At 72.8% G+C, this 26,602-nt stretch carries 30 protein-coding genes and 2 pseudogenes; 16 read left to right on the forward strand and 16 right to left on the reverse strand.

Going from position 1 to position 26,602, the window contains the following annotated elements; all coding sequences use genetic code 11:
- The first annotated feature begins 7 nt into the window (after positions 1-7).
- Genes QQK35_RS10230 through QQK35_RS10240 form a run of 3 tightly spaced genes read left to right on the forward strand, consistent with a single transcriptional unit; the run spans position 8 to position 1,784 of the window.
- A complete protein-coding gene (locus tag QQK35_RS10230; RefSeq protein WP_284254062.1) occupies positions 8-601 on the forward strand; it encodes a GNAT family N-acetyltransferase in 594 nt (197 codons plus the stop codon).
- Positions 598-927 carry a chorismate mutase gene (locus QQK35_RS10235; protein WP_284254063.1) on the forward strand — a complete coding sequence of 110 codons (330 nt, stop codon included), beginning with the start codon at positions 598-600 and terminating at the stop codon, positions 925-927. Before QQK35_RS10230 ends, QQK35_RS10235 begins: the two co-directional genes overlap by 4 nt.
- On the forward strand, positions 924-1,784 hold the full coding sequence (locus QQK35_RS10240; protein ID WP_284254064.1) for an SDR family NAD(P)-dependent oxidoreductase: 861 nt from the start codon (positions 924-926) through the stop codon (positions 1,782-1,784). Before QQK35_RS10235 ends, QQK35_RS10240 begins: the two co-directional genes overlap by 4 nt.
- Before the next feature lie 199 nt (positions 1,785-1,983).
- Here QQK35_RS10240 and purL read toward each other — a convergent pair whose 3' ends face one another.
- A complete protein-coding gene (purL, locus tag QQK35_RS10245; RefSeq protein WP_284254065.1) occupies positions 1,984-4,284 on the reverse strand; it encodes a phosphoribosylformylglycinamidine synthase subunit PurL in 2,301 nt (766 codons plus the stop codon).
- Between the two features lie 51 nt (positions 4,285-4,335).
- Between purL and QQK35_RS10250 the strand changes: the two genes are divergently transcribed.
- Entirely contained in the window at positions 4,336-5,103 is a 768-nt protein-coding gene (locus tag QQK35_RS10250; RefSeq protein WP_284254066.1) for a methyltransferase domain-containing protein, read from the forward strand.
- A 15-nt stretch (positions 5,104-5,118) separates the two neighbouring features.
- Here QQK35_RS10250 and QQK35_RS10255 read toward each other — a convergent pair whose 3' ends face one another.
- Positions 5,119-6,270: a DUF5808 domain-containing protein gene (locus tag QQK35_RS10255; RefSeq protein WP_284254067.1), complete on the reverse strand. Its 1,152-nt coding sequence runs from the start codon at positions 6,268-6,270 to the stop codon at positions 5,119-5,121.
- Positions 6,267-6,662 carry a GntR family transcriptional regulator gene (locus QQK35_RS10260; protein ID WP_284254068.1) on the reverse strand — a complete coding sequence of 132 codons (396 nt, stop codon included), beginning with the start codon at positions 6,660-6,662 and terminating at the stop codon, positions 6,267-6,269. Before QQK35_RS10260 ends, QQK35_RS10255 begins: the two co-directional genes overlap by 4 nt.
- 121 nt (positions 6,663-6,783) lie before the next feature.
- Between QQK35_RS10260 and QQK35_RS10265 the strand changes: the two genes are divergently transcribed.
- Positions 6,784-7,974, forward strand: coding sequence for a mechanosensitive ion channel family protein (locus QQK35_RS10265; protein ID WP_284254069.1), 1,191 nt, complete (start codon positions 6,784-6,786; stop codon positions 7,972-7,974).
- A 112-nt stretch (positions 7,975-8,086) separates the two neighbouring features.
- Here QQK35_RS10265 and purQ read toward each other — a convergent pair whose 3' ends face one another.
- The 3 genes from purQ to QQK35_RS10280 are packed head-to-tail and all read right to left on the reverse strand — an operon-like array spanning position 8,087 to position 9,364.
- Positions 8,087-8,791 (reverse strand): phosphoribosylformylglycinamidine synthase subunit PurQ, encoded by a 705-nt coding sequence (gene purQ / locus QQK35_RS10270; RefSeq protein ID WP_284254070.1) that lies wholly within the window; start codon positions 8,789-8,791, stop codon positions 8,087-8,089.
- The gene (locus QQK35_RS10275) at positions 8,788-9,045 is read right to left on the reverse strand and encodes a phosphoribosylformylglycinamidine synthase subunit PurS (protein ID WP_284254071.1); all 258 of its coding nucleotides are present in this window, start codon (positions 9,043-9,045) and stop codon (positions 8,788-8,790) included. The genes purQ and QQK35_RS10275 overlap by 4 nt, the downstream gene beginning before the upstream one ends.
- Before the next feature lie 4 nt (positions 9,046-9,049).
- A complete protein-coding gene (locus QQK35_RS10280) occupies positions 9,050-9,364 on the reverse strand; it encodes a nucleoside/nucleotide kinase family protein (protein WP_284254072.1) in 315 nt (104 codons plus the stop codon).
- A 293-nt stretch (positions 9,365-9,657) separates the two neighbouring features.
- Here QQK35_RS10280 and QQK35_RS10285 point away from each other — a divergent pair, with 293 nt between their 5' ends.
- Positions 9,658-10,641, forward strand: coding sequence for an NAD-dependent epimerase/dehydratase family protein (locus QQK35_RS10285; RefSeq protein ID WP_284254073.1), 984 nt, complete (start codon positions 9,658-9,660; stop codon positions 10,639-10,641).
- A gap of 50 nt (positions 10,642-10,691) precedes the next feature.
- A complete protein-coding gene (locus tag QQK35_RS10290; protein WP_284254074.1) occupies positions 10,692-11,333 on the forward strand; it encodes an NAD(P)-dependent oxidoreductase in 642 nt (213 codons plus the stop codon).
- On the opposite strand, the gene QQK35_RS10295 is transcribed toward QQK35_RS10290, so the two are convergent.
- On the reverse strand, positions 11,317-11,970 hold the full coding sequence (locus tag QQK35_RS10295; RefSeq protein WP_284254075.1) for an SGNH/GDSL hydrolase family protein: 654 nt from the start codon (positions 11,968-11,970) through the stop codon (positions 11,317-11,319). The genes QQK35_RS10290 and QQK35_RS10295 overlap by 17 nt on opposite strands.
- Positions 11,971-11,974: 4 nt before the next feature.
- A complete protein-coding gene (locus QQK35_RS10300; protein WP_284254076.1) occupies positions 11,975-13,450 on the reverse strand; it encodes an MDR family MFS transporter in 1,476 nt (491 codons plus the stop codon).
- A 72-nt stretch (positions 13,451-13,522) separates the two neighbouring features.
- Between QQK35_RS10300 and QQK35_RS10305 the strand changes: the two genes are divergently transcribed.
- Positions 13,523-14,161: a TetR/AcrR family transcriptional regulator gene (locus tag QQK35_RS10305; protein ID WP_284254077.1), complete on the forward strand. Its 639-nt coding sequence runs from the start codon at positions 13,523-13,525 to the stop codon at positions 14,159-14,161.
- Here QQK35_RS10305 and QQK35_RS10310 read toward each other — a convergent pair.
- From QQK35_RS10310 to purD, 3 genes and pseudogenes are all read right to left on the reverse strand, one after another.
- Positions 14,104-14,565 carry a GNAT family N-acetyltransferase gene (locus QQK35_RS10310; protein WP_284254078.1) on the reverse strand — a complete coding sequence of 154 codons (462 nt, stop codon included), beginning with the start codon at positions 14,563-14,565 and terminating at the stop codon, positions 14,104-14,106. The genes QQK35_RS10305 and QQK35_RS10310 overlap by 58 nt on opposite strands.
- Positions 14,562-15,448: pseudogene (locus QQK35_RS10315) on the reverse strand (phosphoribosylaminoimidazolesuccinocarboxamide synthase). Before QQK35_RS10315 ends, QQK35_RS10310 begins: the two are co-directional and overlap by 4 nt.
- Positions 15,445-16,734: a phosphoribosylamine--glycine ligase gene (purD, locus tag QQK35_RS10320; RefSeq protein ID WP_284254079.1), complete on the reverse strand. Its 1,290-nt coding sequence runs from the start codon at positions 16,732-16,734 to the stop codon at positions 15,445-15,447. The pseudogene QQK35_RS10315 and the gene purD overlap by 4 nt, the downstream one beginning before the upstream one ends.
- A 154-nt stretch (positions 16,735-16,888) precedes the next feature.
- Here purD and QQK35_RS10325 point away from each other — a divergent pair, with 154 nt between their 5' ends.
- From QQK35_RS10325 to QQK35_RS10335, 3 genes are read left to right on the forward strand one after another with little or no spacing between them, the layout of a single operon-like run.
- Positions 16,889-17,257 carry a sterol carrier family protein gene (locus QQK35_RS10325; RefSeq protein ID WP_284254080.1) on the forward strand — a complete coding sequence of 123 codons (369 nt, stop codon included), beginning with the start codon at positions 16,889-16,891 and terminating at the stop codon, positions 17,255-17,257.
- The gene (locus QQK35_RS10330) at positions 17,254-17,592 is read left to right on the forward strand and encodes a potassium transporter Trk (RefSeq protein WP_284254081.1); all 339 of its coding nucleotides are present in this window, start codon (positions 17,254-17,256) and stop codon (positions 17,590-17,592) included. Before QQK35_RS10325 ends, QQK35_RS10330 begins: the two co-directional genes overlap by 4 nt.
- Before the next feature lie 12 nt (positions 17,593-17,604).
- Positions 17,605-18,114, forward strand: a complete 510-nt coding sequence (locus QQK35_RS10335) for a hypothetical protein (protein WP_284254082.1) — start codon at positions 17,605-17,607, stop codon at positions 18,112-18,114.
- Between the two features lie 60 nt (positions 18,115-18,174).
- Here the strand turns inward: QQK35_RS10335 and purF are convergent, their stop codons facing one another.
- The 3 genes from purF to QQK35_RS10350 form a co-directional block, all read right to left on the reverse strand.
- Positions 18,175-19,632 carry an amidophosphoribosyltransferase gene (gene purF, locus QQK35_RS10340; protein WP_284254083.1) on the reverse strand — a complete coding sequence of 486 codons (1,458 nt, stop codon included), beginning with the start codon at positions 19,630-19,632 and terminating at the stop codon, positions 18,175-18,177.
- 73 nt (positions 19,633-19,705) lie between these two features.
- The gene (locus QQK35_RS10345; protein ID WP_284254084.1) at positions 19,706-20,506 is read right to left on the reverse strand and encodes an isocitrate lyase/PEP mutase family protein; all 801 of its coding nucleotides are present in this window, start codon (positions 20,504-20,506) and stop codon (positions 19,706-19,708) included.
- 79 nt (positions 20,507-20,585) lie between these two features.
- Complete coding sequence (locus QQK35_RS10350) at positions 20,586-20,816, reverse strand: hypothetical protein (protein ID WP_284254085.1); 231 nt, start codon at positions 20,814-20,816, stop codon at positions 20,586-20,588.
- A gap of 108 nt (positions 20,817-20,924) precedes the next feature.
- Here QQK35_RS10350 and QQK35_RS10355 point away from each other — a divergent pair, with 108 nt between their 5' ends.
- Positions 20,925-22,187, forward strand: coding sequence for an RNA polymerase sigma factor (locus QQK35_RS10355; RefSeq protein ID WP_284254087.1), 1,263 nt, complete (start codon positions 20,925-20,927; stop codon positions 22,185-22,187).
- Positions 22,184-22,582, forward strand: a complete 399-nt coding sequence (locus QQK35_RS10360; protein ID WP_284254088.1) for a YciI family protein — start codon at positions 22,184-22,186, stop codon at positions 22,580-22,582. The genes QQK35_RS10355 and QQK35_RS10360 overlap by 4 nt, the downstream gene beginning before the upstream one ends.
- 85 nt (positions 22,583-22,667) lie before the next feature.
- On the opposite strand, the gene QQK35_RS10365 is transcribed toward QQK35_RS10360, so the two are convergent.
- The gene (locus QQK35_RS10365; RefSeq protein ID WP_284255670.1) at positions 22,668-24,203 is read right to left on the reverse strand and encodes an MFS transporter; all 1,536 of its coding nucleotides are present in this window, start codon (positions 24,201-24,203) and stop codon (positions 22,668-22,670) included.
- A 71-nt stretch (positions 24,204-24,274) separates the two neighbouring features.
- Between QQK35_RS10365 and QQK35_RS10370 the strand changes: the two genes are divergently transcribed.
- Both QQK35_RS10370 and QQK35_RS10375 read left to right on the forward strand, forming a co-directional pair.
- Positions 24,275-24,556: a TetR/AcrR family transcriptional regulator gene (locus QQK35_RS10370; RefSeq protein WP_284254090.1), complete on the forward strand. Its 282-nt coding sequence runs from the start codon at positions 24,275-24,277 to the stop codon at positions 24,554-24,556.
- A pseudogene (locus tag QQK35_RS10375) lies at positions 24,553-24,896 on the forward strand (TetR-like C-terminal domain-containing protein). Before QQK35_RS10370 ends, QQK35_RS10375 begins: the two are co-directional and overlap by 4 nt.
- Before the next feature lie 7 nt (positions 24,897-24,903).
- Here QQK35_RS10375 and QQK35_RS10380 read toward each other — a convergent pair.
- Positions 24,904-25,455, reverse strand: a complete 552-nt coding sequence (locus QQK35_RS10380) for a hypothetical protein (protein ID WP_284254091.1) — start codon at positions 25,453-25,455, stop codon at positions 24,904-24,906.
- Between the two features lie 23 nt (positions 25,456-25,478).
- On the opposite strand from QQK35_RS10380, the gene purM reads away from it, so the two are divergent.
- Positions 25,479-26,573, forward strand: a complete 1,095-nt coding sequence (gene purM, locus QQK35_RS10385; RefSeq protein WP_284254092.1) for a phosphoribosylformylglycinamidine cyclo-ligase — start codon at positions 25,479-25,481, stop codon at positions 26,571-26,573.
- Positions 26,574-26,602: the final 29 nt, after the last annotated feature.

Genomic DNA, 26,602 nt, shown 5'->3' on the forward strand with positions numbered 1-26,602 from the left:
GGGTGCGATGAGCGCCACGTTCCCGGATGCCGTCGTGCTCGAGGGGCACGGCATCCGGCTCGAACCGTTCGAGCACCGCCACCTGCCGGGGCTGTGGCGAGCGCTCGGACGCCCCGAGATCTTCGCCGCCGGCTACGGCGGCGGCCCGAGCGGGCTGCCGGCCGACGAGGCGGCGTTCGACGCGTGGTTCCCGCAGTACTGCCGCCACGGGTCCGGCGGGCGCTGCTGGGTGGTCGTGCGCGACGGCGAGATCCTCGGCTCGTCGAGCATGCTCAACATCGTGCTCGAGAAGGAGCACGTGGAGATCGGCTGCACCGGCTACACGCCCGCCGTGTGGGGCACCGACGTCAACCCCGCGACGAAGCTGCTGCTGCTGACCCACGCGTTCGCGCACGGGTTCGGGCGCGTCGCGATCCGCACCGACGAGGTCAACGCCCACTCGCGGGCGGCGATCCTGAAACTCGGCGCGACGTTCGAGGGGATCATGCGCCGCGACCTCCCCCGCGCCGACGGCACCTGGCGCAACACGGCGGTGCACTCGATCACCGTCGACGACTGGCCCGAGGTGCGCGCGGGGCTCGAAGCTAGGCTCGGATCATGACGGACACCGACGTCACGGCGCAGCTCTCGGCCTACCGGCGCACCATCGACAACATCGACGCCGCCCTCGTGCACATGCTCGCGGAGCGCTTCAAGGCGACGCAGGCCGTCGGGCACCTGAAGGCCGCGCACGACCTCCCGCCCGCCGACCCGGAGCGCGAGCGCGAGCAGATCGCGCGGCTCCGGGCCCTCGCGGAGGAGTCGCACCTCGACCCGGCCTTCGCCGAGAAGTGGTTCAACTTCGTGGTCGCCGAGGTCATCCACCACCACGAGCAGATCGCCGCGACGGGCAGCATCGAGACGCCGGCCGGACCCGCACCGCGGTGAGCTGGGACCCCGATCGGCTGCCCGACCAGCACGGCCGCACCGTCGTCGTCACCGGCGGCAACGCCGGCATCGGCGCCCGCGTGAGCGAGCAGCTGGCCGGCGCCGGTGCGCGCGTGGTGCTCGCGTCGCGCTCGCCGGAGCGGGCGCAGGCGACGATCGACGGCATCCGGGATCGCGTGCCCGGCGCCGCACTCGCCCTTGTGCGCCTCGACCTCGCCTCGCTCGACTCGATCCGCACCGCCGCGGCCGAGCTGCGCGCGCTCGGGCGGATCGACGTGCTGGTCAACAACGCCGGCCGCACCGACGCCGTGCGGCGGCGCGAGACCACCGACGACGGGCTCGAGCTCATCGTCGGCACGAACGCGTTCGGCGCGTTCGCGCTCACCGCGCTCGTCGCCCCGGCGCTCGCCGACGACGGCCGGGTCGTGTGGCTCGGCAGCTTCGCGACGAAGCTCGTGCGCGGCGACGTGAGCGACCTGCAGTCCGAGCGACGGTATGCGCCGTTCCGCGCCTACGGGCTGTCGAAGCACGCGACGCAGGCGCTCGGATTCGAGCTCGATCGGCGGTGGCGCGCGGCCGGATCGGCGCGGCGCTCGCTCGTCGCGCATCCGGGGTTCGCGCTGGATCGCGGGTCGTTCCCGCTGTTCCTGCAGAGCAAGGAGCGCGGCGCGTGGCCGGTCGTGCGCGCCGCGATCGATCCGGATGCCGAGGGCGGCACCTTCTGGGGCCCGCACCGTGGTCTGGTCGGTCGCCCCGCCCCCGCCAAGCCAGTCGCCTCGAGCGCGGACCCCGCGTTCGGCGCGGAGGTATGGCGGCAGGCGGAGGCCGCTACCGGCGTCGCGTTCCCCATCGCGTAAGCCGCTGCGCCCCGGGTCCCCCCGCGTGTGGTCGCCGCGTGTGGTCGCCGTGCGGGGTCTCCCCTGCGGATCCCCCAGTCAATAGTGCAGGACATCGTCGCGCGCCGTGACCGTATCGGCTCGGTCGCGCAGCGATGCTCCTGAACTTTGACCGCCGAAACCTGCGCGTGGACGCTACGCGAAACGGGTGCGCAGGGGTTTACGCGAAGCGGGCGAGGGGCGCGCGCGAGGTCGCGCGGAGTTCGGCGAGGGGGACGGTGAGCACGTCCTGGATCTCGAGCACGGGCTCGGCGTCCGCGCCGTCGTCGGTCACGCCGATGCGCGCCACCGGGTAGCCCCGGCCCTCGCACAGGCGCGTGAACTTGACGTCCTCCTCGCGCGGCACGGCGACGACGACGCGGCCGCCGGTCTCGCTGAACAGCGCCGTCGTCCGGTCGATCCCGTCGCGGGTCAGCAACTCGTCGAGCCACACCCGCGCGCCGACGCCGAAGCGCAGGCACGCGTCGACGAGGGCCGTCGCGAGCCCGCCGTCCGACAGGTCGTGGGCGCCGTTGAGCAGGCCCTCGTGCGCGGCCGCGGCGAGCAGCCCGGCGAGGTCCCGTTCGCGCGGCAGGTCGACCGCCGGCGGGCGCCCGCCGAGGTGGCCGTGCATCACGCCCGCCCACGCCGAGCCGTCGAGTTCGAGCGCGGTCGTGCCGAGGAGGTAGAGGTTGTCGCCGGCATCCTGCCAGCCCGAGGGGATGCGGCGGCCGACGTCGTCGATCGTGCCCATGACCGCCACGACCGGCGTCGGGTGGATCGGCACGTCGCCGGTCTGGTTGTAGAAGCTCACATTGCCGCCGGTCACGGGCACGGCGAGCTCGAGGCAGGCGTCCGCGAGCCCCTCGACGGCCTGGGCGAACTGCCACATGACCTCGGGGTTCTCGGGGCTGCCGAAGTTGAGGCAGTCGGAGACCGCGGCCGGCACGGCGCCGGATGTCGCGACGTTGCGGTACGCCTCCGCGAGGGCGAGCTGCGCCCCGGCGTACGGGTCGAGGTAGGAGTAGCGGCCGTTGGCATCCGTGGCGAGGGCGACGCCGAGCCCCGAGGTCTCGTCGACGCGGATCATGCCCGCGTCGTCCGGGTAGCTCAGGGCCGTGTTGCCGAGCACGTACTTGTCGTACTGCGACGTGATGACGCTCTTGTCGGCCAGGTTCGCGCTGCCGACGAGGGCGAGCAGCTGGGCGCGGAGATCGCCGTCACGGGGGAGCGACGCGGCACTGTCGGCCTGCACGGCATCCAGCCACACCGGTCGCACCATCGGGCGGTCGTACACCGGCCCGTCGATCGCGACCGTGCGGGGGTCGACGTCGACGATCGTCTCGCCGCGCCAGGTGATGACGAGCCGACCGGTCTCGGTGACCTCGCCGAGCACGCTCGTCTCGACGTCCCACTTCGACGTCACCGCGAGGAAGCCCTCGAGCTTGCCGGGGGCGACGATCGCCATCATGCGCTCCTGGCTCTCCGACATGAGGATCTCCTCCGCCGTGAGCGTCGGGTCGCGCAACAGCACGCTGTCGAGCTCGATCGCCATGCCGCCGTCGCCGTTGCTGGCCAGCTCGGAGGTGGCGCACGAGATGCCGGCCGCGCCGAGGTCCTGGATGCCCTCGACCAGGTCGCCCGCGAACAGCTCGAGGCAGCACTCGATGAGCACCTTCTCGGCGAACGGGTCGCCGACCTGCACGCTCGGGCGCTTGGTTGGGCCGCCCTCGCTGAAGGTGTCGGAGGCCAGGATGGATGCCCCGCCGATCCCGTCGCCGCCGGTGCGGGCGCCGAACAGCACGACCTTGTTGCCCGCGCCGCGCGCGTTGGCCAGATGCAGATCCTCGTGGCGCAGCACGCCCACGGCGAGGGCGTTCACGAGCGGGTTCGCCTGGTACACCGGGTCGAACCAGGTCTCGCCGCCGATGTTCGGCAGGCCGAGGCAGTTGCCGTAGAAGCTGATGCCGCCGATCACGCCGGGCAGCACCCGCTCGGTGTCGGGATGATCGACCGCACCGAATCGGAGCGCGTCCATGACGGCGACGGGTCGGGCTCCCATCGAGATGATGTCGCGCACGATCCCGCCGACGCCGGTCGCGGCGCCCTGGAACGGCTCCACGTACGACGGGTGGTTGTGGCTCTCGATCTTGAAGGTGACCGCCCAGCCCTCGCCGATGTCGACGACGCCGGCGTTCTCGCCCATGCCGACCATGAGGTTCTTGCGCATCTCGTCGCTGACCTTCTGGCCGAACTTCCGGAGGTGCGTCTTCGAGCTCTTGTAGGAGCAGTGCTCGCTCCACATGACCGAGTACATGGCGAGCTCGCCGCTCGTGGGGCGGCGGCCGAGCAGGCTGCGGATGCGCAGGTACTCGTCTTCGCGCAGCCCGAGCGCCGCGAACGGCTGCTCCTTCTCGGGGGTGGCGGCCGCGACGGCGACGGAGTCGATGATGGGCGGGATCGTCATCGGCGCTGTCGTCATCGGCACCGAGCCTACCGGCGCGCGCGCCGGGGCTCCGCCTAGCATCCATCCATGCGCTCCTTCGACGACCTCGTGGCGGAGGCGGAGGCCGCCGACGTCTCCGGATGGGACTTCTCGTGGCTCGACGGCCGGGCGACCGAGGAGCGGCCCGGGTGGGGCTACCAGCGGCTGCTCGCCGAGCGCCTCGGCACGGTCGGGGCGGCGCTCGACATCCAGACCGGCGGGGGCGAGGTGCTCGCCGGTGCGCTAGATGCCGCGGCGGCCGTGCCGCGCGTGCTCGCCGCGACGGAGTCGTGGCCGCCCAATCTCGCGAAGGCCACGGCCGCCCTCGGCGCACGCGGCGGCGTCGTCGTCGCCGACCCGGATGAGCCGCCGCTGCCGTTCGCGGACGGCGCGTTCGAGCTCGTGACGAGCCGGCATCCGGTGCGCGCGCACTGGGGCGAGATCACGCGGGTGCTCCGCCCGGGCGGCAGCTACCTGGGCCAGCACGTCGGACCGGAGAGCGCGTTCGAGCTGATCGAAGAGTTCCTCGGGCCGCTCGGCGCGGCGGCGCGGCGGGGGCGGCATCCGGATGACGAGGCGGCCGCCGCGAGGGCCGCGGGTCTGGAGGTCGTCGATCTGCGCACCGCCCGGCTGCGGATGGAGTTCCGCGACATCGGCGCGATCGTCTGGATCTTGCGCAAGGTCATCTGGTGGGTGCCGGGTTTCACGGTCGCCGAGCACCTCGGCACCCTCCGCGCCCTCGATGCGCGCATGCGGCACGACGGACCGTTCGTGGCGCACTCCTCCCGGCATCTCATCGAGGCGCGCCGCGGATGACGGGTGGCGGCGGCGCTACCGGCCGTGCCCGGTGGTGAGCAGCACCGTCACGACGATCCCGACGATCACGAGGATCGTCACGACCCCGATGACGACGCCGGCCGGTCGGCCCAGGTTGAGCGTCCAGCCCAGACCGAACCGGCGCGGCACCCAGATCGACGGGTCGTCGCGGTTGACGTAGATGATCCCGCCCTTCCAGTGCGCGTCGTCGTCGGGGGCCGCCGGGCCAGCGGCGCGGGGCGGGGTGCCCGGAGGGGATGCGGCGGACGCGTGGCCGGGGGCGGACGCGCTGGTCCGGCGGACGATGCGTCGGTATCGCACGACCGCGACCGCGAGCACCCCGACGATGAGCAGGATCATCACGATGAGTCCCGTGCGCGTCGCGACCGCCGGCGGAGCGAGCCAGATGAGCACGCTGACGAGCGACAGGCCCACCGCGATGGCGGCGGACAGCTGGGCGAGCAGCGCCGCGAGCACGCCGCGCCGCGCGTCGGCACGTGCGAGGGCGCCCTGGGGCGCATCGCCCGGGGTGGCGCGCAACGCGGTGCGCGGCACGACGACCGCGAGCACGAACAGCAGCGCGGCGACGCCGACCCCCACGATGAGCAGGCCGAACACCGCCCACAGCGTTTTCGGCTCGAAGCGGTCGGGGGCGCCGGCGAGGTCGAAGTGCACGGGATACGGGTCGGCGAGCGACGGATAGACGGCCGCTCCGATCGCGAACGCGGCGACGAAGGCGAGCACCGCGACGATCGCCCAGACCAGGGGCGGGTGATGGTGGGTGGGAGCCGTGACCTCGGCGCTCTGCTGCACCGGGACGCCCTCGTACCAGTCCTGGTCGCGCTTGGCCGCGATGATCGTGCGCCGCGACAGCACCAGCCAGGCGACCGAGAGCGCGAGGAAGAGGAACACCGGCACGAAGATGCCGGCGACCGGCGGCGCGAACAGCAGGGCCGCATCGACGAGCAGGGCGACGATCGCCAGCACGACCTCGCCGATCCGGTAGCGCGTGATCACGCGCCGCACGAGCGGGTCGCCGGTGCGCGAGGGCGGGACCGCGACGCCGAGCGGCACGGTGGCCGGTGTGATCGCCGGCATGGCGATCAGCAGCAGCGCGAGCAGTGCGACCAGGCCCGCCGAGAATGCGGGCGCGAACGTGGATGTCATCGGTCTCCTCCGGAGCGGAAGCGGTGGAGCTCGGTGCTCACCGCGGTGGTCACTTCGTGGTCGGTCATGCCGTGTGCGACGGCTTCGGCGAGCAGGGTGCGCAGCCGGGGAACCCAGCCGTCGCTGAAGGAGGCGGCCGCGGGTCCGGATGCCGCATCCCGCGCCACGATCGAGCCGGAGCGGCGGTTGGTGGTGACGAGCCCCTCCTGGCGCAGCAGGTCGTAGCCCTTGGCGACGGTCGCGAGGTTGATCCCGAACGCTCCGGCCAGCTGGCGCACGGACGCGAGCGAGGTGCCGGCCGGCAGCGATCCGTCGGCGATCGCCTCGACGACCCGATCATGCAGCTGCTGGTACAGCGGCACGTCGGAGCGGGGATCGATGTCGATCTGCATGACGACTCCCTTCTGTGTCACTAGTTATAGAACAGATAGGTCAAAAGCGCCAGCCCGGCAATGACCTCGGAGCCTGATCGGCGCTCGCGCGGGGTGCCTAGCGTGGACGCGGAGGTGCACCATGGGCTTCACGCAGCACTCGTGGCCGACGCTCGCGGTCGCGGTGGCGGCGGCGATCGTGCTCGCACTGCTGGTCGCCGGGATCGTCTCAGTGATCGTCGGCGCGGTCGCGCGCCGCCGGCAGTGGCAGGGCGACCCGATGCGGCATCTGCGGCTGCCGTTCCGGGCCGCGCTCGTGGTGGCGCTCGTGTCGCCCGCCATCGTGGCGACCTGGCCGGCGGGGGTGCATCACGCCGGGAGCCGCGACCACGTCATCCTGATCGTGGCGATCGTCGTGGGTGCCTGGTTCATCGGGGCCGTTCTCGGGTTCGTGATCGGTGTCGCGATGGGGCGCTACCGCGTCGACGTGCCCGACAACCGCGTCGCGCGCCGGGTGCGCACGCAGCTCGCGGTCATCCGGCGGCTCATCTACGTCATCCTGTTCGTGCTGGCGATCGGCGCGGTGCTGCTGACCTTCCCGGGTGTGCAGGCGGTCGGCACGAGCGTGCTCGCCTCGGCGGGCGTGATCTCCGTCGTCGCCGGGCTCGCGGCGCAGTCGACGCTGTCGAACCTGTTCGCCGGGATCCAGCTCGCATTCTCGGGGGCGATCCGCGTCGACGATGTCGTCGTCGTGGAGCAGGAGTGGGGGCGCATCGAGGAGATCACGCTCAGCTACGTCGTCGTGCACGTCTGGGACGACCGGCGGCTCGTGCTGCCGTGCACCTGGTTCACCCAGAACCCGTTCGAGAACTGGACCCGCACCTCGAGCCAGCTGCTCGGCGCGGTCGAATTCGACCTCGACTGGCGCGTGTCGCCGGGGCGCATGCGCGCGGAGCTCGACCGCATCCTGGACGACGCGAGCCTGTGGGATCACCGCGCCAAGGTGCTGCAGGTCACCGACGCGGTCGGCGGATACGTGCACGTGCGGGTGCTCGTGACCGCGCGGGATGCCGCCGCCCTGTTCGACCTGCGCTGCCTCGTGCGCGAGCGGCTCGTCGACTGGCTGCAGCGGGAGACCCCGGAGGCGCTGCCCACGCAGCGCGTGGAGGTCGAGCGCGAGCACGCGACGAGCGCGCGACGTCGCTCGGGCAAGGAGGCGGAGCCGGAGGGGGTGTTCAGCGGGAGCGACGAGGCGGAGCGCCGCGCCCACAACTTCACCGGGACGAACCCCGTGGTGCGCTCCGACGCCGATGAGCCCGACGCCGGGCAATGACCGGATCGGTTCTCAGGACGGATCTCGCGGCGCGCCGGCGTCCCGAGCGGGCGCGCGGCGCGTCCTGCGCTCGAGTCCTGAAAACGACGAGCGGTCGGGCGGGAGCGCGCGTCTAAACCGCGGCGAGGGTGCGCTCGATGACCGAGCGGAAGAAGGTGAGACCGTCGACGCCCGAGCGCATCGCCGAGGGGGTGTCGGGGCCGAAGCCCGGCTCGGTCGCGTGCTCGGGATGCGGCATCAGGCCGACCACGTTGCCGCGCTCGTTGGTGAGGCCCGCGATGTCATCGAGCGAGCCGTTGGGGTTCACGTCGACGTAGCGGAAGGCGACGAGCCCCTCGCCCTCGAGCCGCTTCAGCGTCTCCGCGTCGGCGATGAACCCGCCCTCGCCGTTCTTGAGGGGCACCGTGATCAGGTCGCCCTGCTCGAACCCGTGCGTCCACGCGGTGGTCGCGTTCTCGACCCGCAGGGTCTGGTCGCGGCACACGAACGCGCCCGCCTCGTTGCGGATCAGGCCGCCCGGCAGCAGATGCGCCTCGACGAGGATCTGGAAGCCGTTGCAGATGCCGAGCACCGGCATCCCGGCGTTCGCCGCCGCGACGATCTCGTGCATGATCGGGGCCTGTGCCGCGATCGCGCCGCAGCGCAGGTAGTCGCCGTAACTGAAGCCGCCGGGCAGCACCACGGCATCCACACCCTGCAGGTCGTGGTCGCCGTGCCACAGGGCGACGGCCTCCGCGCCGGCCAGCCGGATCGCGCGCTGCGCGTCGCGGTCGTCGAGCGACCCCGGGAAGGTGACGACGCCGATCCGGGCGGTCATGCCACCGCGTCCTCGGCCGCGTACACGCGCACGACGTTCTCGATGACGGCGTTGCTGAGCAGTTCTTCGGCGAGGTGCTGCGCCTTCGCGAGGACCGCGTCGGTGACCTCGTCGACGTGCAGCTCGAAGCGCTTGCCGATGCGCACGGCCGTGAACTCGCCGTCACCGCGTTTCGCGAGCGCCGTCGCCACGGCCTTGCCGGCCGGGTCGAGCAGCTCCGCCTTGGGCATCACCTCGACCACGATCACCGGCACGCTGTCATTCTACGGTGACGATCAGCGACGCCCGCTCGCGCCCGCGCGCGATGAGCTCGGCGTTGCGCTCGTCGGTGCCGAGTACCCAGGCGCGGGCCTCGTCCGGGGTCTTGCCGAACTCCACGTGCCGTCGGATGAGCCGCTCGAGCCGCACCCCGGGGTCCGCCTCGAGGTAGATCACGCTGTCGAGAAGCGGCGCCACCTGCTCCCAGCCGCCGGCATCATGCAGCAGGTAGTTGCCCTCGACGACGACGGTCCGGATGTCGGGCCCCACCCGCAGCGCGCGGGGCCGGGCCTCCTCCACGGTGCGATCGAACACCGGGAGGGCGGCGCTCCCCGGCCGTCACGCAGCACCCGGAGCGCGGAGACGAATCCCGCGACGTCGAAGGTGTCGGGGGCGCCCATCCGGTCGCGCCGGCCGAGTCGCACGAGCTCGGCCTGCGGGAGGTGGAATCCGTCCATGCCGACCACGGCCGTCGGCACGCCGTCGCGGCGCAGGTCGGCGGCGAACTGCTCGGCGAACGTCGACTTGCCGACCCCGGCGCGCCCGCCACGCCGATGAGCGTGCGCACGCGGTCCATGACGACTGGAGAGTAGCGCGAAGATCGAGTCATGCGAATCGTGGTCATCGGAGCGACCGGGCACGTCGGCGGGTACCTGGTGCCGCGCCTGGTGGAGGAGGGGCACGAGGTGGTCGCGGTCACGCGCGGCACCTCGGCGCCGTACCGGCAGGATCCGGCGTGGGAGCAGGTCGAGCGCGTCGTCGCCGACCGCGAGGCCGAGGATGCCGCCGGCACATTCGGCACCCGCATCGCGGAACTCGGGGCCGACGTCGTCGTCGACATGATCTGCTTCACCGAGGACTCCGCGCGGCAGCTCGTCGACGCCCTGCGCGGCCGGGTGCGTCAGCTCGTGCACATCGGCACGATCTGGGTGCACGGTGCGCTCACCGAGGTCCCCGCGATCGAGTCCGACCCCAAGCACCCGTGGGGCGACTACGGCGTGCAGAAGGAGGCCATCGAGCGACTGCTGCTGGCCGAGTCGCGACGCGACGGCGGCCTGCCCGTGGCGATCGTGCATCCCGGCCACATCTCCGGTCCCGGATGGCCGATCATCACCCCGCAGGGCACGATCGACACGGGCGTGTGGCGCGCCCTCGCCTCGGGCGGCGAACTTCTGCTGCCCGAGTTCGGCCTGGCGACCGTGCACCACGTGCACGCCGACGACGTCGCGCAGCTCGTGCTGCGCTGCATCGCGCAGCCGGATGCCGCGAACGGCGAGGCCTTCCACGCCGTCTCGGAGCGCGCGCTCACCCTGCGCGGCTTCGCCGAGGCTGCCGCGGGCTGGTTCCGGCAGAGTGCGCGGCTGCGGTACGTGCCGTTCGAGGAGTTCGTGCAGTCGCTGCCCGAGCAGCACCGCGACGCGGCGTACCAGCACATCGCCCGGAGCCAGGCGATGAGCATCGAGAAGGGGCGCCGGATGCTGGGGTACGCCCCGGCGCACACCTCGCTCGCGGCGGTCGCCGAGGCCGTCGAGTGGCTGCGGGTCGATGGGCGCCTCGGCGAGGGCATTCCGCCGGTGGCCTTCCCGGGCTGACGCGGCGAGCGCGCGGGAACATCCGCGCCGTCGGGCGGGTTGGCCCGTTCATGCAGGTCACCGTCTTCGGCGCCACCGGCTACACCGGTCGCCACCTCCTCGCCGAGTTGCTCGAGCGCGGTCACTCCGTGGTCGCCGTCTCCCGGTCCGCCGCGACCGGCCTCCCCGACGGCGTGCGCGTCGTCGCGGGCGACATCCACGATCCCGCCGTCGTCGACGACGCGACCCCGGGCTCCCAGGCGATCCTCGTCGCGGTCGGTGCGATCGACGAGGGCGGACGGCATCTCGTCGAGGCCGTGCCCGCACTGGTCGGGGCGGCCGCCGCGGAGGGCGCGAGGCTCGGCGTCGTCGGCAACGCCGGATCGCTCTCCCGCGAGGCGGGCGGTCCGCGCGTCTACGACGAGCCCGACTTTCCCGCCGACTGGAAGCCGGGATCGCTCGCGCTGACCGAGGTGCTCGACACCCTGCGCAGCACAGGCGACGGTGTGGACTGGTTCTTCCTCAGTCCCCCGCTCGGCTACGGCTCGTATGCGCCGGGCGAGAAGCGCGGCGTCTACCGCACCGGCGGCGACGAGATCGTGGCGGATGCCGACGGCCGGTCGTTCATCTCGGGGCCGGACTTCGCGACGGCCATGGTCGACGAGCTCGAGCGGCCGGCGCACCGCCGGACGCGCTTCACCGTCGGGTACTGAGCTCGGCCGCGATCCGCTCCGCCATCGCGTCGTAGCCGGACGCATCGGGGTGGAATCCGTCGCGCGCCACGTGACTCCCGTCGAACCCGGGCACGAGTGCGGCGCCGTGCGCCTCGGCGATCCGGGCGGCCCGACGGGTCAGTCCGTTCGCGACGGCGCCGAGCGCCGCGCGCAGCGGCTGCGGCAGCACCGGATAGCGCCCGAACTCGGGCGGCGCGACGATCACCACGCGCTCCGCCCGTGCCGCCACGATGAGCCCCTCGAGTGCCCGAGCGAACGCGCGGCCGGACCGCACCCGCATCGCGTCGTTCCAGCCCACCAGCAGCACGAGGACGTCCGCGGGCGCGGCGGCGTCGGAGCCCACGCCGCGCAGCACCTCCGTCGCCGTCCATCCGCTTCGGCCGGCGATGCTCCAGCGCGCCCCGAGCCGCGCGGCGAGGCGGGCCGGCAGGGCCTCCTCGAGCGTGTCCACGCCCATCCCGACCGCGGTCGAGTCGCCGACGACCAGCACCCGCGGCGCGCCGGCGCCGCCGCGGCGCGCCCCGGGCGGATCCTCCAGCTCGGGCGTGCGCCGGCGAAGGGCTCGCGCCTGGGCGAGCACCACAGGCGCGAGCAGCACGACGAGGGCCCGGGTCACGCGCTCATTCTCGTGCCGTCGCCGTCGCCGTCGCACCCGCGGACGCATCCGCGGACTCGAACGTCCGAGGCTCCTCGCCTCGGGCCGCGGCCTCGGTCTCGCGCACCGCACGGCGACTCGGCAGCACGAACGACAGGGCGACCGCCACCCCCGTGAATCCGGTCGCCCACCAGAACGCGGCGTCGAAGGCCGCCGCGGGGGATCCCGACGAGGCCGCCGTGATCGAGAGGATGACGGCGAGCAGCGCGACGCCGACCGACCCGCCGACCTGCTGCGCGATCCGTGTCACGATGCTGGCGTGCGGCACCTCGGCGCGGTCGAGCCCGACGAAGGCGACGGTCATGATCGGGATGACGACCACCCCGACCCCGAGCCCGCGCACGAACAGCACGGCGCCGAGCCACCAGATCGAGGTGTGGCCGTCGGCGAAGGCGAAGGGGAGGGTCGCGAGGCCCACGAACAGGAAGCCGATCACCGAGGTCCACCGCGCGCCGATGGCGTCGATGAGCCGGGCGGCGACGCTGCGACTCACGAGCGATCCCACGCCCTGGGGGATCAGCAGCAGTCCGGCACCGAGGGCGTCCGTGCCGCGCAGCTCCTGCCAGTACAGCGGCAGCAGCAGCATCGCGCCGTAGAGCGACGCCCCGGACAGGAACAGCAGCGCGGTGCCCGCCCAGGTCGGGCGCGAACGCAGCACCTGGAGGTCGACGAGCGCGGCGGCACGACGCCGCAGCGCCCAGAGCACGAACGCGATGAGCAGGACGGCGCCGCCGACGAGCGGCGCGAGCACGTCGGCGCGGCCGAAGCCGCCGGAGCGCGTGACGTTCGACAGCCCCCACAGCAGAGCCACGAGAGCCGGCGACAGGAGGACCACCCCCACCACGTCGAGCCGGACCCGGCCGCCGCGGCGATCGGCGGGGATGAGGAGCGCGGCGAGCACGATGCCGGCGAGGCAGAGCGGCACATTCACGAGGAAGAGCCAGCGCCAGTCGCCGGCGCCGAGGATGAGGCCGCCGACCACCGGTCCCAGGATCGGCCCGACCGCCGTGGGCAGCGCGACGACCGACATCAGCCGGCCCAGGTCGCGCCCTCCGGCCGCCTGCATGATGATCGTCGTCATGAGCGGCATCATCGCGCCGCCGCCGACGCCCTGCAGCGCCCGGAAGGCGATGAGGCTGGGCGCGTCCCAGGCCAGCGAGCACAGCACGGAACCGAGCAGGAAAACCCCGATCGCGGCGATCCAGAGCCGCTTGCCCCCGATCCGGCTCTGCAGCCAACCGACCACCGGGATCACGACGCCCAGGGCGAGCAGGTAGGCGGTCGAGACCCACTGGATCGTGCCGATGGTCGCGTGCAGGTCGTGCGCGAGCTGATGCAGCGCGACGCTCACGATCGTCGAGTCGAGGATCACCGTGATGCCGCCGACCAGGATCGCGACGGAGGTGCGCACGACCGTCGGGTCGAGCTTGCTGGATGCCATGGGAGCGCCGCCTTAAGGTACGAGAGCGTATCTAACGCTCGACACCGTACGCTTTCGCATTAAGATACGCAAGTGGATCTAAAACCTCCCACCCGCCGCCGCGGCCCCGAGCTCGAAGACGCCCTGCTCGACGCGGCATGGGAGGTGCTCGTGCACGACGGCTACCCCGGGTTCACCTACGAGGCGGTCGCCGCTCGCGCGGGCACCAGCCGGCCCGTGCTGTACCGGCGCTGGCCGCGGCGCGAGGAGATGCTGTTCGCCACGCTTCGCAAATACTGGTGGTCACGGCCCCTCGAGGTGCCCGACACCGGGAGCCTGCGCGACGACGCGCTCGCCTTCCTCCGCGGCGCCAACGAGAGCCGCGCCCAGCTCATGGCCGTGATCAGCGTGCAACTGATGGACTACTTCCGAGACACCGGATCGAGCTTCAGCGAGCTGCGCGAGATCCTGCGGGGTCCCGTGCGACGCGTGAGCGGGCTCCGGATCATGGTGCGCCGGGCCGTGCAGCGCGGCGAGCTGGCGGCCGAGCCGGTCTCCGATCGCGTGGTCGACCTGCCGTTCGACCTCTTCCGGCACGAGATGCTCATGACGATGAAGCCGGCCGCCGATGCCGCGATCGTCGCGATCGTCGACGAGGTCTGGCTGCCGCTGCTTCACGCCCCGGGCGTGAGCTCCTTGGCGAAGCAGCGCGACTCGGGCGAGTCGGCGTAGTGCCCGTAGTTCGGGATCGGGGTGTAGCCCTCGCGGGTGTAGAACCGCATCGCGTCGGGCTGCCGCGTGCCGGTCTCGAGCAGCAGCCGGGTCCAGCCCAGCTCGCGAGCGGCGCCCTCGAGCGCGCGGAGGATCGCCGTCGAGACGCCCGTGCCGCGAGCGGCGGGCGCGACGTACATGCGCTTCACCTCACCGTGCCCCGCGTCGATCGCGCGGAGTGCCCCGCAGCCGAGGGCCTCGCCGTCGCGGCGCGCCACCACGAACAACGCGATGTCGTCGGCGCTCGGCTTCGGGCCCGGTTCGGTGTCGCCGCCGTAGCGGCCCTCGATCTCGACGCGCTGCGCCTCGCGCAGGCGCACGGCATCCGGATCGGCCCACGGCACCGGGACGACCTCGAGGCTCATGCCGCGGTCGCGTCCTCGAGGCGCTCGAGCAGCTCGCGGTAGCGCGCCGCGGTGCGCTCGACGATCTCGGCCGGCAGCTCCGGCGGCGTGCCCGTGCGATCCCAGTGCTCCAGGAGCCAGTCGCGGACGATCTGCTTGTCGAAGCTGTCGAGCCGATGGATGCCGCCGGCGGCATAGGTCGTGGCGTCCCAGTACCGCGAGGAGTCGCTCGTGAGCACCTCGTCGGCGAGCGTGAGCTCGCCGCTCGCCGGATCGCGCCCGAACTCGAACTTGGTGTCGGCCAGGATCAGCCCGTGGCGCCGGGCGATCGCGCTCGCCTCCTCGAACGCCTCGAGCGACGTCGTCCGGATGCTCTCGGACGCCTCCGAGCCGATCAGCTCGACCATCCGCTCGTAGCTGATGTTCTCGTCGTGCTCGCCCTGCGGCGCCTTGCGGGCCGGCGTGAAGATGGGTTCGGGCAGCCGGTCGCCCTCGCCGAGCCCCGCGGGCAGCGGGATGCCGCACACGCTCTGCGTCTGCCGGTACTCGGCCCAGCCCGAGCCGACGAGGTACCCGCGCACGACGGCCTCCACCGGGTACATCTCGAGCTCCTGCACGAGCATCGCGCGCTCCGCGATCCCCGGCGGCAGGTGCTCGCCGAGCGAGGGTGCGCCGCGGCGAGGTGGTTGCGCATGCCGAGCCGGGCGAACCACCACAGGCTCAGCTGGGTGAGCATCGCACCCTTGCCCGGGATGCCCGGCTCGAGGATGTGGTCGAACGCGCTCACCCGGTCCGAGGCGACGACGAGGAAGCGTCCGGGGACGGCCTCCGAGGTGTACAGGTCGCGCACCTTGCCGGAATAGCGGTGCGTCCAGCCGAGTGCCGTGAGGCGGGAGTCGGTCATCGTGGTGCGGCCCCTCGTGTCGCGGATGGGTTCTGGGCGATGTCGCGGCGGAACTGCCCGCCCTGGAGGTGGATGCGGTCCATCGCCCGGTAGGCGAGGTCGCGTGCTGCCTCGATGCCGTCGCCGGTCGCGACCACCCCGAGCACGCGGCCGCCGGTCGCGACGAAGCCGCCGTCGACCTCGGCGGTGGCGGCGTGGGCGATCGTCACGCCCGGCACCGCGGCCGCATCGTCGAGTCCCGTGATCGGCCGGCCGGTCTCGGCGCCCTCCGGATAGCCCTCGCTCGCGAGCACCACGACGACCGCGGCATCGTCGGAGAACGTCGGGTAGGGCAGCTTGCCGAGCCCACCCGTCGCGGCCGCGAGCAGCAGCTGCGACAGCGGGGTGCGCAGCCGCGGCAGCACGACCTGGGTCTCCGGGTCGCCGAAGCGCACGTTGAACTCGATGACCTTGACGCCCGATGGCGTGATCACCAGCCCGCAGTAGAGCAGCCCGACGAAGGGCGTGCCCGCGGCCTCGAGCGCGCGCACGGTGGGCAGCGCGATCCGGTCGAGCACCTCATCGACGAAGGCGGCCTCCGAGCCCCACTCGTCGGCGAGCCACTGCAGCGGAGAGTACGCGCCCATGCCGCCCGTGTTCGGACCGAGGTCGCCGTCGCGCAGGCGCTTGAAGTCCTGGGCGGGGCTGAGCGGCACGACGTCGTGGCCGTCGGCGAGGAAGAACAGCGAGACCTCGGGGCCGGAGAGATATTCCTCGATGAGAATGTCGCCCTGCTGCAGGTAATGGGCGGCGTGGGCGAGCGCGGCATCCCGGTCGTCGGTGACCAGCACGCCCTTGCCCGCCGCGAGGCCGTCGGCCTTGACGACGTGCGGCGCGCCGAGCCGGTCGAGCGCGGCGGCCACCGCGTCGTGGGTGGATGCCGTGATCGCGCGCCCGGTCGGCACGCCGGCCGCGTCCATGATCCGCTTCGCGAACGCCTTCGATCCCTCGAGCGCGGCGGCGGCCCGGCCCGGCCCGAACGCCGGGATGCCGCGCGCGCGCAGCGCGTCGGCGACGCCCGCCACGAGGGGCGCCTCGGGTCCGATCACGACGAGGTCGACGTCGTTGTCGGCGGCGTAGCCCGCCACGAGCGGGCCGTTGCTGGCGTCGAGCTTGACCGTCTCGACCTGCCGCGCGATCCCCGCGTTGCCCGGGGCGGCGATGATCTCGTGGCCCGCACCCTCGGCCTGCAGAGCGGTGACGATCGCGTGCTCGCGGGCTCCCGAACCCAGCACGAGGATCTTCATCGGATCAGGCTACCCGGGGCTGCACGACGGCCCGACCACGCCGGGTCCCGCCCGCCGCACCCCCATCGATCTGACACGAATGCCCCGTCGCCGGCCACCGGCACCGGGCATTCGCGTCATATGGATGGTGGCCGCGTGATGGGAGGATCGAGCAATGGCGGTGCGGCGCAAGATTTCGCTCGAGGCTGGCCGTGCCGCCGTGCGCGCCGTGCTCGCCGGCTCGCCGCCGGATGCCGCCGAGCTCGCGATGGCCGTGCGATTCCTGCTCGAGGAGCTGGCATCCGGGCACGAGGGACACACGGTCGAGGTGCGCGTGCCGCCCTACGGAGCGGTGCAGGCGATCGCCGGGCCGCGGCACACGCGCGGCACGCCGCCGAATGTGATCGAGACCGATCCGACGACGTGGCTGGCGCTCGCGACCGGGTCGCTCGGCTGGCACGACGCGGTCGCCGCCGCACGGGTGCTGGCATCCGGATCGCGCGCCGATCTGTCCGACGTGCTTCCCCTAGCCTGGGACTCATGAGCGACCCCGCGGCGAGCGACCCGGGCACCGAGACGACGCAGGCGCACATCCGGCGCGCTCCGCGGGTCGCGGTGTTCCTCGTCCTCGGCGCCGTGCTCGGCGCGATCGTCGCCTTCGTGCTGACCGCACTCGGCCACGTGAGCCCGCGCGTCGGCTTCGGAGCGACCTGGGGCTACCTGTGCCTGCTGTGCGTGCCGGCCGGACTGGTGGTCGGCGCCGTGGTCGCGCTGGTGCTCGATCAGGTCTCCCGTCGACGCTCCCGCCTCGTGACGGTCGAGCACGCGAGCGTCGAGGGCGACCCCGATGACCTCGAGCCGGATGAGCGGGTCGAGTAGCCGCGCAGCGGCGTGTCCCGACCCCCGCGCACGATGACCGACGACGGCCCGGAGTACCGCTACTCCTTCACGGTGACCGAGCACTACCGCCGGGAGCTGACCCGCGCCCTCATCGGCGCGGGGTACCGGTCCGCGGGCATCTGGATGGCGATCGCGATCGTGCTGGTCGCGGGCATCGGCAGTTCGCTGCTGCTTGGAAGTGTCATCCCCGTCATCGTGGCCGCCGCGGTCGATGTGGCACTCGTCGTCGCGGTGCCGGTGGCGGCGCACCGCCGGGTCGAGGCGGCAGCGGCGCTCGGCAGCGTCGCCCGCAGCGGGTTCGGTGAGAGCTCGTTCCGCATCGGTCACGACCTGCCCGGCATGCTCGTCGACTACGACCGGGTCGTCGACGTGACGCCGCGCGGCGACCTGGTCTGGCTCCGCATCCGGATGGCCTCCTCGACGCCGCGCGCCGCCTGGCCCCGCGCCCTCTTCCCGGACGCCGAACTCGCCCGCCTCCGGGACGCCACCGCTCACGAATGACCGAAATGTGCAATCGTGCGAGCGGCGGACCCGCACAAATCGGTCATTCGGCAAGCGAGGTCAGCTGAGCTGGTTGCGCTCGACCCAGTCGAGGTACTCGGGGGTGACCGTGCCGGTCACGTAGTCGCCGGTGAAGCAGCTCATCTCGAGGCTCGCGATGTCGGTGCCCTCGAGGATCGCGGCCTCCATGTCGGCGACCTCCTGGTAGACGAGGTGGTCCGCGCCGAGCTCCGTCGCGATCTCGGGGATGCTGCGGCCCGCCGCCACCAGCTCGTGGCGCGTCGGCATGTTGATCCCGTACACGTGCGGGTAGCGCACCGGCGGCGCCGCGGAGGTGAACGTCACCGAGTTGGCCCCCGCCATCCGGGCCATGTCGACGATCTCGCGCGAGGTGGTGCCCCGCACGATCGAGTCGTCGACGATGAGCACGTTCTTGCCCTGGAACTCCGAGCTCATCGCGTTGAGCTTCTGCCGCACGCTGCGCGCCCGCTGCTCCTGCCCGGGCATGATGAACGTCCGGCCCACGTAGCGGTTCTTGTAGAAGCCCTCGCGGTACTCGATGCCGAGCTTGCGCGCGACCTGCATCGCGGCCGGGCGCGACGAGTCGGGGATCGGCATGACCACGTCGATGTCGCCCTTCGGCGCGTACTTCGCGATCGTGTCGGCCAGCCGGTCGCCGAGCCGCAGCCGGGCCTCGTACACCGAGATCCCGTTCATGATCGAGTCGGGCCGCGCCAGGTAGACGTATTCGAACGAGCACGGGATGAGCCGCGGGTCGGCCGCACACTGCCGCGAGAACAGCTCCCCGGCCTGGGTGATGAAGACCGCCTCGCCGGGCGCGAGATCCCGCACGATCTCGTACCCGCCGTGCTCGAGCACGAGCGACTCGCTCGCGACCACCCACTCGGTGCCGACGAGGCCCGCCGAGCGCTTGCCGAGGATCAGCGGCCGGATGCCGAACGGGTCGCGGAACGCGAGCAGCCCGTGCCCCGCGATGAGCGCGATCGCGGCATACGACCCCTCGACGCGCTCGTGCAATGTCGCGATCGCGTCGAACACCTGGTCTGGATCGAGGTCGAGCCCGCGTGCCTGCGCCTGCAGCTCGTTGGCGAGCACGTTGACCAGCAGCTCGGTGTCGGAGCTCGTGTTGAGGTGCCGCCGGTCGATGCGGAACAGCTCGTCGGTGAGCTCGCGCGTGTTGGTGAGGTTGCCGTTGTGCACGAGCACGATGCCGTAGGGCGCGTTCACGTAGAACGGCTGGGCCTCCTGCTCCTTGCCGGCGTCGCCGCGGGTCGCGTAGCGCACGTGGCCGAGTCCCATGGTGCCGAGCAGCGAGCGCATGTCGCGCGTGCGGTAGGCCTCACGCACCTGGCCCTTGGCCTTGTGCAGGTGGATGACGTTGCCCTCGGCCGTCGCGATGCCGGTCGAGTCCTGACCGCGGTGCTGCAGCAACCCCAGCGCGTCGTAGATCTGCTGGTTGACGGGGCTCGCGGAGACGATGCCGACGATGCCGCACATTGCGGTGAGGACTCCGTGTGTCGAGGAAGGACGCACCCGACCGGGTACGGCTCAGTCTCCCACAGCGAGGCGGTCAGTCGCCGAACGCGCGAGTGCGCAGCTCCCGGTCGATACCGCCCCGGATGCCGCGGCCGCGGGCGAGGTCGCGCGCGGCGGCGACGGCGGCGCCGTACGCGATCCACGCGAGCCCGGCGCCCGTCGACACCCGCCGGACCCCGAGCACGATGAGCTCCGCCACCGTGGGACCGCCTGGCAGGGCGAGCACGTTGACCGGGGCGCCCGTCTCCGCCACCACGCGGGCGATCTGCACCGCGTCGGTGAGGCCGGGCGCGTAGAGCACGTCGGCACCGACCTCGCGGTAGGCGACGAGGCGGTCGATGACCTCGTCGAGCTCCTGCGTGCCGTAGAGGGCTCCCTCCGCGCGTGCGGTGACCACGAGGCCGCCGGCCTCGCGGGCCGCCTCGACCGCGGCCGAGACCCGGGCGATGGCGTCGTCGAGCTCGCGCACGGCGCCGGTCGCGGCATCCCAGTCCTCGATCGAGAGGCCGGCCGCGCCCGCGCTCGCGAGCCGCTGGACCGTCTCGGCGATGCCCTCCGGCCCGTCGGCGTAGCAGTCCTCGGAGTCCACCGAGATCGGCAGACTGGTCGCCCCCGCGAGCGTCTCGACGTGCGCGACGAGCTCGTCGAGCGTGACCCGCTGATCCTCGCGGCCGAGGGTGGCGGCGAACCCGGCGCTCGTGGTCGCGAGCGCGACGGCGCCGCCGGCCTCGAGCAGCTTGGCCGAGGCGACATCCCATGCGTTCGGGATCACGAAGGTGCCGTCGGCATGCAATTCGCGCAGACGGGCGATGCGGTCCTCGCTCGGAGTGCTCATGAGCCGACGCTAGCGCGCGGGCCGCGCCGCCTGATCGACGCCACAGCCCGCGCGCATCCTGGGTGTCCCTCGAGAACGCCTACCGCGGGAATCCGGCGGAGACGCCGTGACCCAGCGCGACGCCGGGTGCGGTCCGTGCGACGGCGGAGACGTCGTCGGTCCGGGTGCCCGCCAGGAGACGGACGGTCGCGAAGCCGGCGGTGTGCCGTGCCTCGGCGAGCCGGCGGCGCGCGCCGCGCAGCTCGTGACGGAGCAGGCGCACGGCCTCCTCCGGGTCGGCGGGGACCTCGATCGTGGTGTTGTTCGTCATGCCCAGAGGTCGAAGCCGGCGGACGCGGGAGGACATCCGCGATCCGATGTCCGGTTGCGTCTGTCGGCTCCGACCATGGTGTGACAGCGTTCCGGGAAGGAGACGACGATGCCGACCGACGACACCCTCATCGCGGCGACCGTGCGCGCGGCCGTCCCCCTCGTCGTCGCCGCGCTCGCCCGCCGCTACGGCAACCTCGCCGACAGCGAGGACGCCGTGCAGGAGGCTCTCGCCGAGGCTGCGGTGGCGTGGTCGCGCACCGGCCTTCCCGACGACCCGCGCGCCTGGCTGCTGACGGTCGCCCGCCGCCGCTACATCGACGCCGTCCGCTCGGATGCCGCGCGGCGCGATCGCGAGGAGCGCGACGCCGCCCTCGACCTGCGCGACGAGGGCGCCGCCTCCGCGCGCGACGACTCGCTCGCGCTGTTCGCGCTGTGCTGCCATCCGGCGCTGGAGCCGACGACGCAGGTCGCGCTCACGCTGCGCACGGTGGGCGGCCTCACGACGGCGCAGATCGCGTCCGCCTTCTACGCGACCGAGGCCGCGATGACGCGCCGGCTCTCGCGCGCCAAGCGCACCATCGACGACGCCGGTCGCCGGTTCGGCTCCCTCGACGCCGCGGAGCTCGCGGCACGCGCCGACGCCGTGCGCTCGACGCTCTACCTCATGTTCACCCAGGGCCACGCGCCCTCCGACGGCGAGCTGCCGGTGCACGCCGAGCTGACCGCGGAGGCGATCCGGCTGACCCGGATGCTGCACGACGCCCTCCCGGCCGATACGCAGACCACGGCGCTGCTCGCCCTCCTCCTCCTCACCGACGCCCGCACGCCGGCGCGGACCGACGCCGACGGCTTGCCGGTGCCGCTCGCGCTGCAGGATCGCGGGCTCTGGCGCGACGACCAGCTCGTCGAGGGGCGCGCGCTCGCCGCGGCCGCACTCGCGGACGGCGTGGCGACGCCGATGCACGTGCAGGCGGCGCTCGCGGCGGTGCACGCCGCCGCGAGCACCGCCGCCGACACCGACTGGCCGCAGCTCGTCGGGCTGTACGACGTGCTCGTGCGGCTGCAGCCCGGCCCGGCGTCGTGGCTCGGCCGGGCCGCGGCGATCGGCATGGCCCGCGGTCCGCTGGCCGGGCTCGCCGAGCTCGCCGAGCTGGAGCGCGACGAGCGACTCGCCGGCGGGCACCGGCTGCCGTCCGTGCGGGCGGGCCTGCTCGAGCGCGCGGGGGCGACCGCCGCGGCACGCGCCGCCTATGCACTGGCCGCGTCGCGGGCATCCAACTCGTCCGAGCGCCGCTGGCTGGCGACGCAGGCCGAACGACTCACCGACCCATCCACCGACCGACCCACCCCAGGAGAAGGAGCATCATGACCGACAACCAGTACCTGCTGCTGTACACGACGGCGCCCGACGGCGAGCCGTGGAGTGCCGAGTCCGACGACATCGCCGACTGGCTCGACACGGTCGACCCGACCGGCATCCGGATCTTCGGCGAACGCCTCACGACGCCCTCCGATGCGCGCATGGTCACCAAGCGCGCGGGAGCGGTCGCCGTGAGCGACGGCCCGTTCGCGGAGTACACCGAGTGGTTCGTGGGCTTCGACCTCATCACCGCACCGGATCTCGCCGCGGCGACCGAGATCGGCTCCCGGCACCCCTGCGCGCGCTTCGGTCGCGTGATCGTGCTGCCGCTCATGGAGCCGATCGAGGGGCGCGAGAAGCTCGAGGAGACGATCCGCGCTCGCGAGGATGCTGCCGCGGTCTGACACACGCCGCACCGGCCCCCGACGGAAGGCCGACGGTTCACCCGGACGATCGCCGGGTCGGGAACCCCGACCCGGCGATCCGTCGTCAGTGGGCGACGACCTGCTGGCTCGCCGTGATCGTCGGCACCGCCGCCGTGGGAATGCGGCCCAGCGCGAGCCGGTGCCGGCGGAACAGGAGCGCTGTCAGCACCGCGCCGCCCGCGAACACCCCGGCGCAGACCCAGAACGCGACGGTGTAGCCGTGGATGGCGGCCGCCGCTGTCACGCTGGCCCCCTCCGCGACGTGGGAGGTCGCGTACGCCGTGGTCGCACCGGCGACGAGCGTGTTGAGCAGCGCCGTGCCGACCGAGCCCCCGACCTGCTGACTCGTGTTGGTCATGGCCGAGCCGACGCCGGCGAAACGCGGGTCGAGCCGGAGAGTGGCGCTCTGGAACGACGACGGCATGATCGTGCCCATCGCCGTGCCGAGGATCAGCAGCGCCGGCAGCACGCCGCCGGCGTAGGTGCTGTGCACGTCGAGCCGGGTCAGCAGCAGCATGCCGACCACGCCGAGCGTCATCCCGATCGGCACGAGCACTTTGGCCCCGAAGCGCGGCACGAAAAGGTTGTTCCCGAGCTGGGCGGCGAGCACCAGCATGCCGATCATCGGCAGGAACGCCAGCCCCGTCGACATCGGGCTGAGCTTCAGGTTCGTCTCCAGGTAGTAGGTGACGAACAGGAAGATGCCGAACATGCTGACCCCCGCGAGGAGGATCGCGACGTAGGCGCCCGCGCGGGTGCGGTCGAGCACGATCTGCAGCGGCAGCAGCGGGTGCGCGGCGCGGCGCTGCCACAGCACGAAGGCGATGAGCAGCAGCCCGGATGCCGTGAGCATGCCCCAGGTGAGCGGCGCGCTCCAGCTGTCGGTCTCCGCGTTCGAGAACCCGTAGACCAACGCGAAGAGGCCGGCCGAGACGAGCAGCGTCCCCGGCGCATCAAGCCGCGGCCGCGGGCCGCTGCGCGCGATCGCCGGCACGAGCGCGATCGCGCCGATCACGGCGACGACGGCGATGACGTCGTTGATGTAGAGGTTCCAGCGCCAATCGGCGTACTGGGTGAGATAGCCGCCGAGGAGCAGCCCGATCGCGCCACCGGCTCCGGCGAGCGCACCGAAGACGCCGAACGCACGGGAGCGCTCCCGCGGGATCGTGAAGGTGGTCGCGAGCACCGCGAGAGCCGTCGGGGCGAGCAGCGCGCCGAATGCGCCCTGCAGCGCGCGTGCGGCGATCAGCACGCCGAGGTCCGGAGCGGCGCCGCCGAGGGCCGAGGCGAGGGCGAAGCCGATGAGCCCGATGATGAACGCGCGCTTGCGCCCGATCAGATCGGAGATGCGTCCGCCGAGGAGCAGCAGACTGCCGAACGCGAGCGAGTACGCGGTCACGATCCACTGACGGTCACCGTCGCTGAAGCCGAGATCGCGCTGAGCCACCGGCAGCGCGATGTTCACGACCGTCGAGTCGAGAACCACCATGAGCTGCGCGAGCGCGACGACGGCGAGGGTCCACCAGCGGCGACGCGCGGCGTGGTCCGTGGGGAGGAGATATCGGGCATGCCGGCGAGCATATACGGAACCGGCTAGTATCGGAAATGACCAGTTCCTGAATTACGCCGAGGGCGTACCATGGCACCGACGAGGAGAGAGGGCACGCCGCGATGACGCAGCACGACGCCCCGCGCCCCGGGCGCAAGCGCGACGCGACGCGCGACTGCGCGATCCTCGACGCCGCGGGCGAGGTGCTGGCCGAGACCGGCTACGACGGCATGACGATCGACATGGTCGCCGCGCGGGCCAAGGCCGGCAAGGCGACGGTGTATCGGCGCTGGGCGTCGAAGAGCGAGCTCGTGATCGACGCGGTCGCCTGCCTCAAGAACTCCTCCTCGACCTCGACGCGCTGCCCGATACCGGCACTCTTCGTGGCGACATGGTCGCGATGATCGAGCCGCACACCATCGAGGACGCGGAGAGGAAGCTCAAGGTGATGGGCGGCCTCGTCTCGATGCTGTCGACGCACCCCGAGCTCGCCGACGCGGCACGCGAGGCGATCGTCGAGCCGCGCCTGCGCGCCAACCGGTTCCTTTGCAGCGCGCCATCGACCGCGGGGAGATCCGACCGGACTGCGACGTCGAGACCCTCGCGCTGGTCTCCGCCGCGATGGTCGCGCATCGCACCCTGCTGCTGCGCAAGCCGGTGGACCGCGCGTTCCTGATCTCCGTTCTGGACGGCGTCCTCCTGCCGGCCGTCGGCCTCGCCCCGCATCCCGCGCTGGCCGGCTGACCGCCCATCAGGCGAGCTGCTCGATCACGGGGCGGAGCGCATCCGCGTAGAGCACCGGCTCGGCGCGGACGCTCTCGTCGACCGCGATCGCGCTCTCGCCGATCCACCACAGGCCGGGCTCGGCCAGGGGCAGCACCTCGACCCGCAGGCGGAACGGGTGCGCGTGGCGACCGAGCTCCGCCTCGCGTTCGCGCACGACATCCCCGAGCGTCAGGTCGTGCCGGGCGGCCGCGCGTTCGCCGGCCACCTGATGCGCCACCTGGGCCCACGCCCGCGCGCTGTCGAGGTGCCGGCCGATGAGTGCGCCGAATGCGCCGTCGAGTTCGGGTAGGACGGCGAACCCGGGCCGGTCGGCCTCGACCGTCGAGATCCACCACCGCGCCCACGCCCACCCGATGCGCACGTCCGGGGGATCGACCTCCGGCAGTCCGGTGCCCTCCAGACGGGGCAGGCCGCCGGGATCGACGATTCCCAGCGCGTCGCGCAGATAAAGCACCGTGAGCACCGGCACGCTCGCGTCTTCGGAGGCCGCCCAGGCGTGGGGCGGGATGAACGACACGGCCCCGACGCTAGCCTGAAGGCGTGACCGACAGCTACGCCGAGGCCGGGGTCGACACGGCGGCGGGCGACCGCGCGGTCGAGCTCATGAAGGCGGCGGTCGCCGCCACGCACGGCAGCGAGGTGCTCGGCGGGGTCGGCGGCTTCGCGGGCCTGTTCGACGTCTCGGCGCTCACGGCGTACCGCCGGCCGCTTCTCGCGACGAGCACCGACGGCGTGGGCACCAAGGTGGCGATCGCCCAGGCGCTCGACAAGCACGACACGATCGGCCAGGACCTCGTGGCCATGGTCGTCGACGACATCGTCGTGGTCGGCGCGCGCCCGCTGTTCATGACCGACTACATCGCGTGCGGCAAGGTCGTGCCCGAGCGGATCGCGTCGATCGTCGGCGGCATCGCGCGCGCGTGCGCCGAGACCGGCACCGCGCTCGTCGGCGGCGAGACGGCCGAGCATCCGGGTCTCGTGGATCCCGACGACTACGACGTGGCGGGTGCCGCGGTCGGTGTCGTCGAGGCGGATGCCGTCCTCGGCCCTGAGCGCGTGCAGCACGGCGACGTGGTCGTCGCGATCGCGTCGAGCGGCCTGCACAGCAACGGGTTCTCGCTCGTGCGCAAGATCCTCGCCGACCGCGGCGTCGGCTACGCGGACCGCAGCGACGAGCTCGGCGGCGTCGCCGGCGAGGTGCTGCTCGAGCCGACCCGGCTCTACACGACGCCCCTGCTCGGCGTGATCGACGAGGTGGGCGGCGCGGTGCACGCGCTCTCGCACGTGACCGGCGGCGGCATCGCCGCGAACCTCGCGCGCGTGCTGCCGCGCGGCAGCTGGGTCGAGCTCGACCGCTCCACCTGGGCGCCGCAGCCGGTGTTCCGCGTGCTCGCCGAGTGGGGCGGGCTCGCGCTGGAGGACACCGAAGGCACCTGGAACCTCGGGGTCGGCATGCTCGCGATCGTGGCGCAGGATGCCGCGAGCGCGGTGACGCACCGGCTCACGTCGGCCGGGCTGCCGGCCTGGGTCGCGGGCCGAGTGGAGACGACCGCGCGCGACCTCGGCGGGTTCGTCGCCGGTGCGAAGGGCGTCGAGGGCGGCGCCGTGCGCCTGGTCGGCGCATACCGCGGCTGAGCCCGCCGGAGGATGATAGGACGGTGACC

Source organism: Pseudolysinimonas kribbensis, from assembly GCF_030161895.1.
GTDB classification, from domain to species: domain Bacteria; phylum Actinomycetota; class Actinomycetes; order Actinomycetales; family Microbacteriaceae; genus Pseudolysinimonas; species Pseudolysinimonas kribbensis.

Coding starts and splice junctions, on each gene's coding strand:
- QQK35_RS10230 (WP_284254062.1), top strand. CDS start 8: ATGAGCGCCACGTTCCCGGATGCCGTCGTGCTCGAGGGGCACGGCATC.
- QQK35_RS10235 (WP_284254063.1), top strand. CDS start 598: ATGACGGACACCGACGTCACGGCGCAGCTCTCGGCCTACCGGCGCACC.
- purL (WP_284254065.1), bottom strand. CDS start 4,284: ATGACGACAGCGCCGATGACGATCCCGCCCATCATCGACTCCGTCGCC.
- QQK35_RS10250 (WP_284254066.1), top strand. CDS start 4,336: ATGCGCTCCTTCGACGACCTCGTGGCGGAGGCGGAGGCCGCCGACGTC.
- QQK35_RS10255 (WP_284254067.1), bottom strand. CDS start 6,270: ATGACATCCACGTTCGCGCCCGCATTCTCGGCGGGCCTGGTCGCACTG.
- QQK35_RS10260 (WP_284254068.1), bottom strand. CDS start 6,662: ATGCAGATCGACATCGATCCCCGCTCCGACGTGCCGCTGTACCAGCAG.
- QQK35_RS10265 (WP_284254069.1), top strand. CDS start 6,784: ATGGGCTTCACGCAGCACTCGTGGCCGACGCTCGCGGTCGCGGTGGCG.
- purQ (WP_284254070.1), bottom strand. CDS start 8,791: ATGACCGCCCGGATCGGCGTCGTCACCTTCCCGGGGTCGCTCGACGAC.
- QQK35_RS10285 (WP_284254073.1), top strand. CDS start 9,658: ATGCGAATCGTGGTCATCGGAGCGACCGGGCACGTCGGCGGGTACCTG.
- QQK35_RS10290 (WP_284254074.1), top strand. CDS start 10,692: ATGCAGGTCACCGTCTTCGGCGCCACCGGCTACACCGGTCGCCACCTC.
- QQK35_RS10300 (WP_284254076.1), bottom strand. CDS start 13,450: ATGGCATCCAGCAAGCTCGACCCGACGGTCGTGCGCACCTCCGTCGCG.
- QQK35_RS10310 (WP_284254078.1), bottom strand. CDS start 14,565: ATGAGCCTCGAGGTCGTCCCGGTGCCGTGGGCCGATCCGGATGCCGTG.
- purD (WP_284254079.1), bottom strand. CDS start 16,734: ATGAAGATCCTCGTGCTGGGTTCGGGAGCCCGCGAGCACGCGATCGTC.
- QQK35_RS10325 (WP_284254080.1), top strand. CDS start 16,889: ATGGCGGTGCGGCGCAAGATTTCGCTCGAGGCTGGCCGTGCCGCCGTG.
- QQK35_RS10330 (WP_284254081.1), top strand. CDS start 17,254: ATGAGCGACCCCGCGGCGAGCGACCCGGGCACCGAGACGACGCAGGCG.
- purF (WP_284254083.1), bottom strand. CDS start 19,632: ATGTGCGGCATCGTCGGCATCGTCTCCGCGAGCCCCGTCAACCAGCAG.
- QQK35_RS10345 (WP_284254084.1), bottom strand. CDS start 20,506: ATGAGCACTCCGAGCGAGGACCGCATCGCCCGTCTGCGCGAATTGCAT.
- QQK35_RS10350 (WP_284254085.1), bottom strand. CDS start 20,816: ATGACGAACAACACCACGATCGAGGTCCCCGCCGACCCGGAGGAGGCC.
- QQK35_RS10355 (WP_284254087.1), top strand. CDS start 20,925: ATGCCGACCGACGACACCCTCATCGCGGCGACCGTGCGCGCGGCCGTC.
- QQK35_RS10360 (WP_284254088.1), top strand. CDS start 22,184: ATGACCGACAACCAGTACCTGCTGCTGTACACGACGGCGCCCGACGGC.
- QQK35_RS10370 (WP_284254090.1), top strand. CDS start 24,275: ATGACGCAGCACGACGCCCCGCGCCCCGGGCGCAAGCGCGACGCGACG.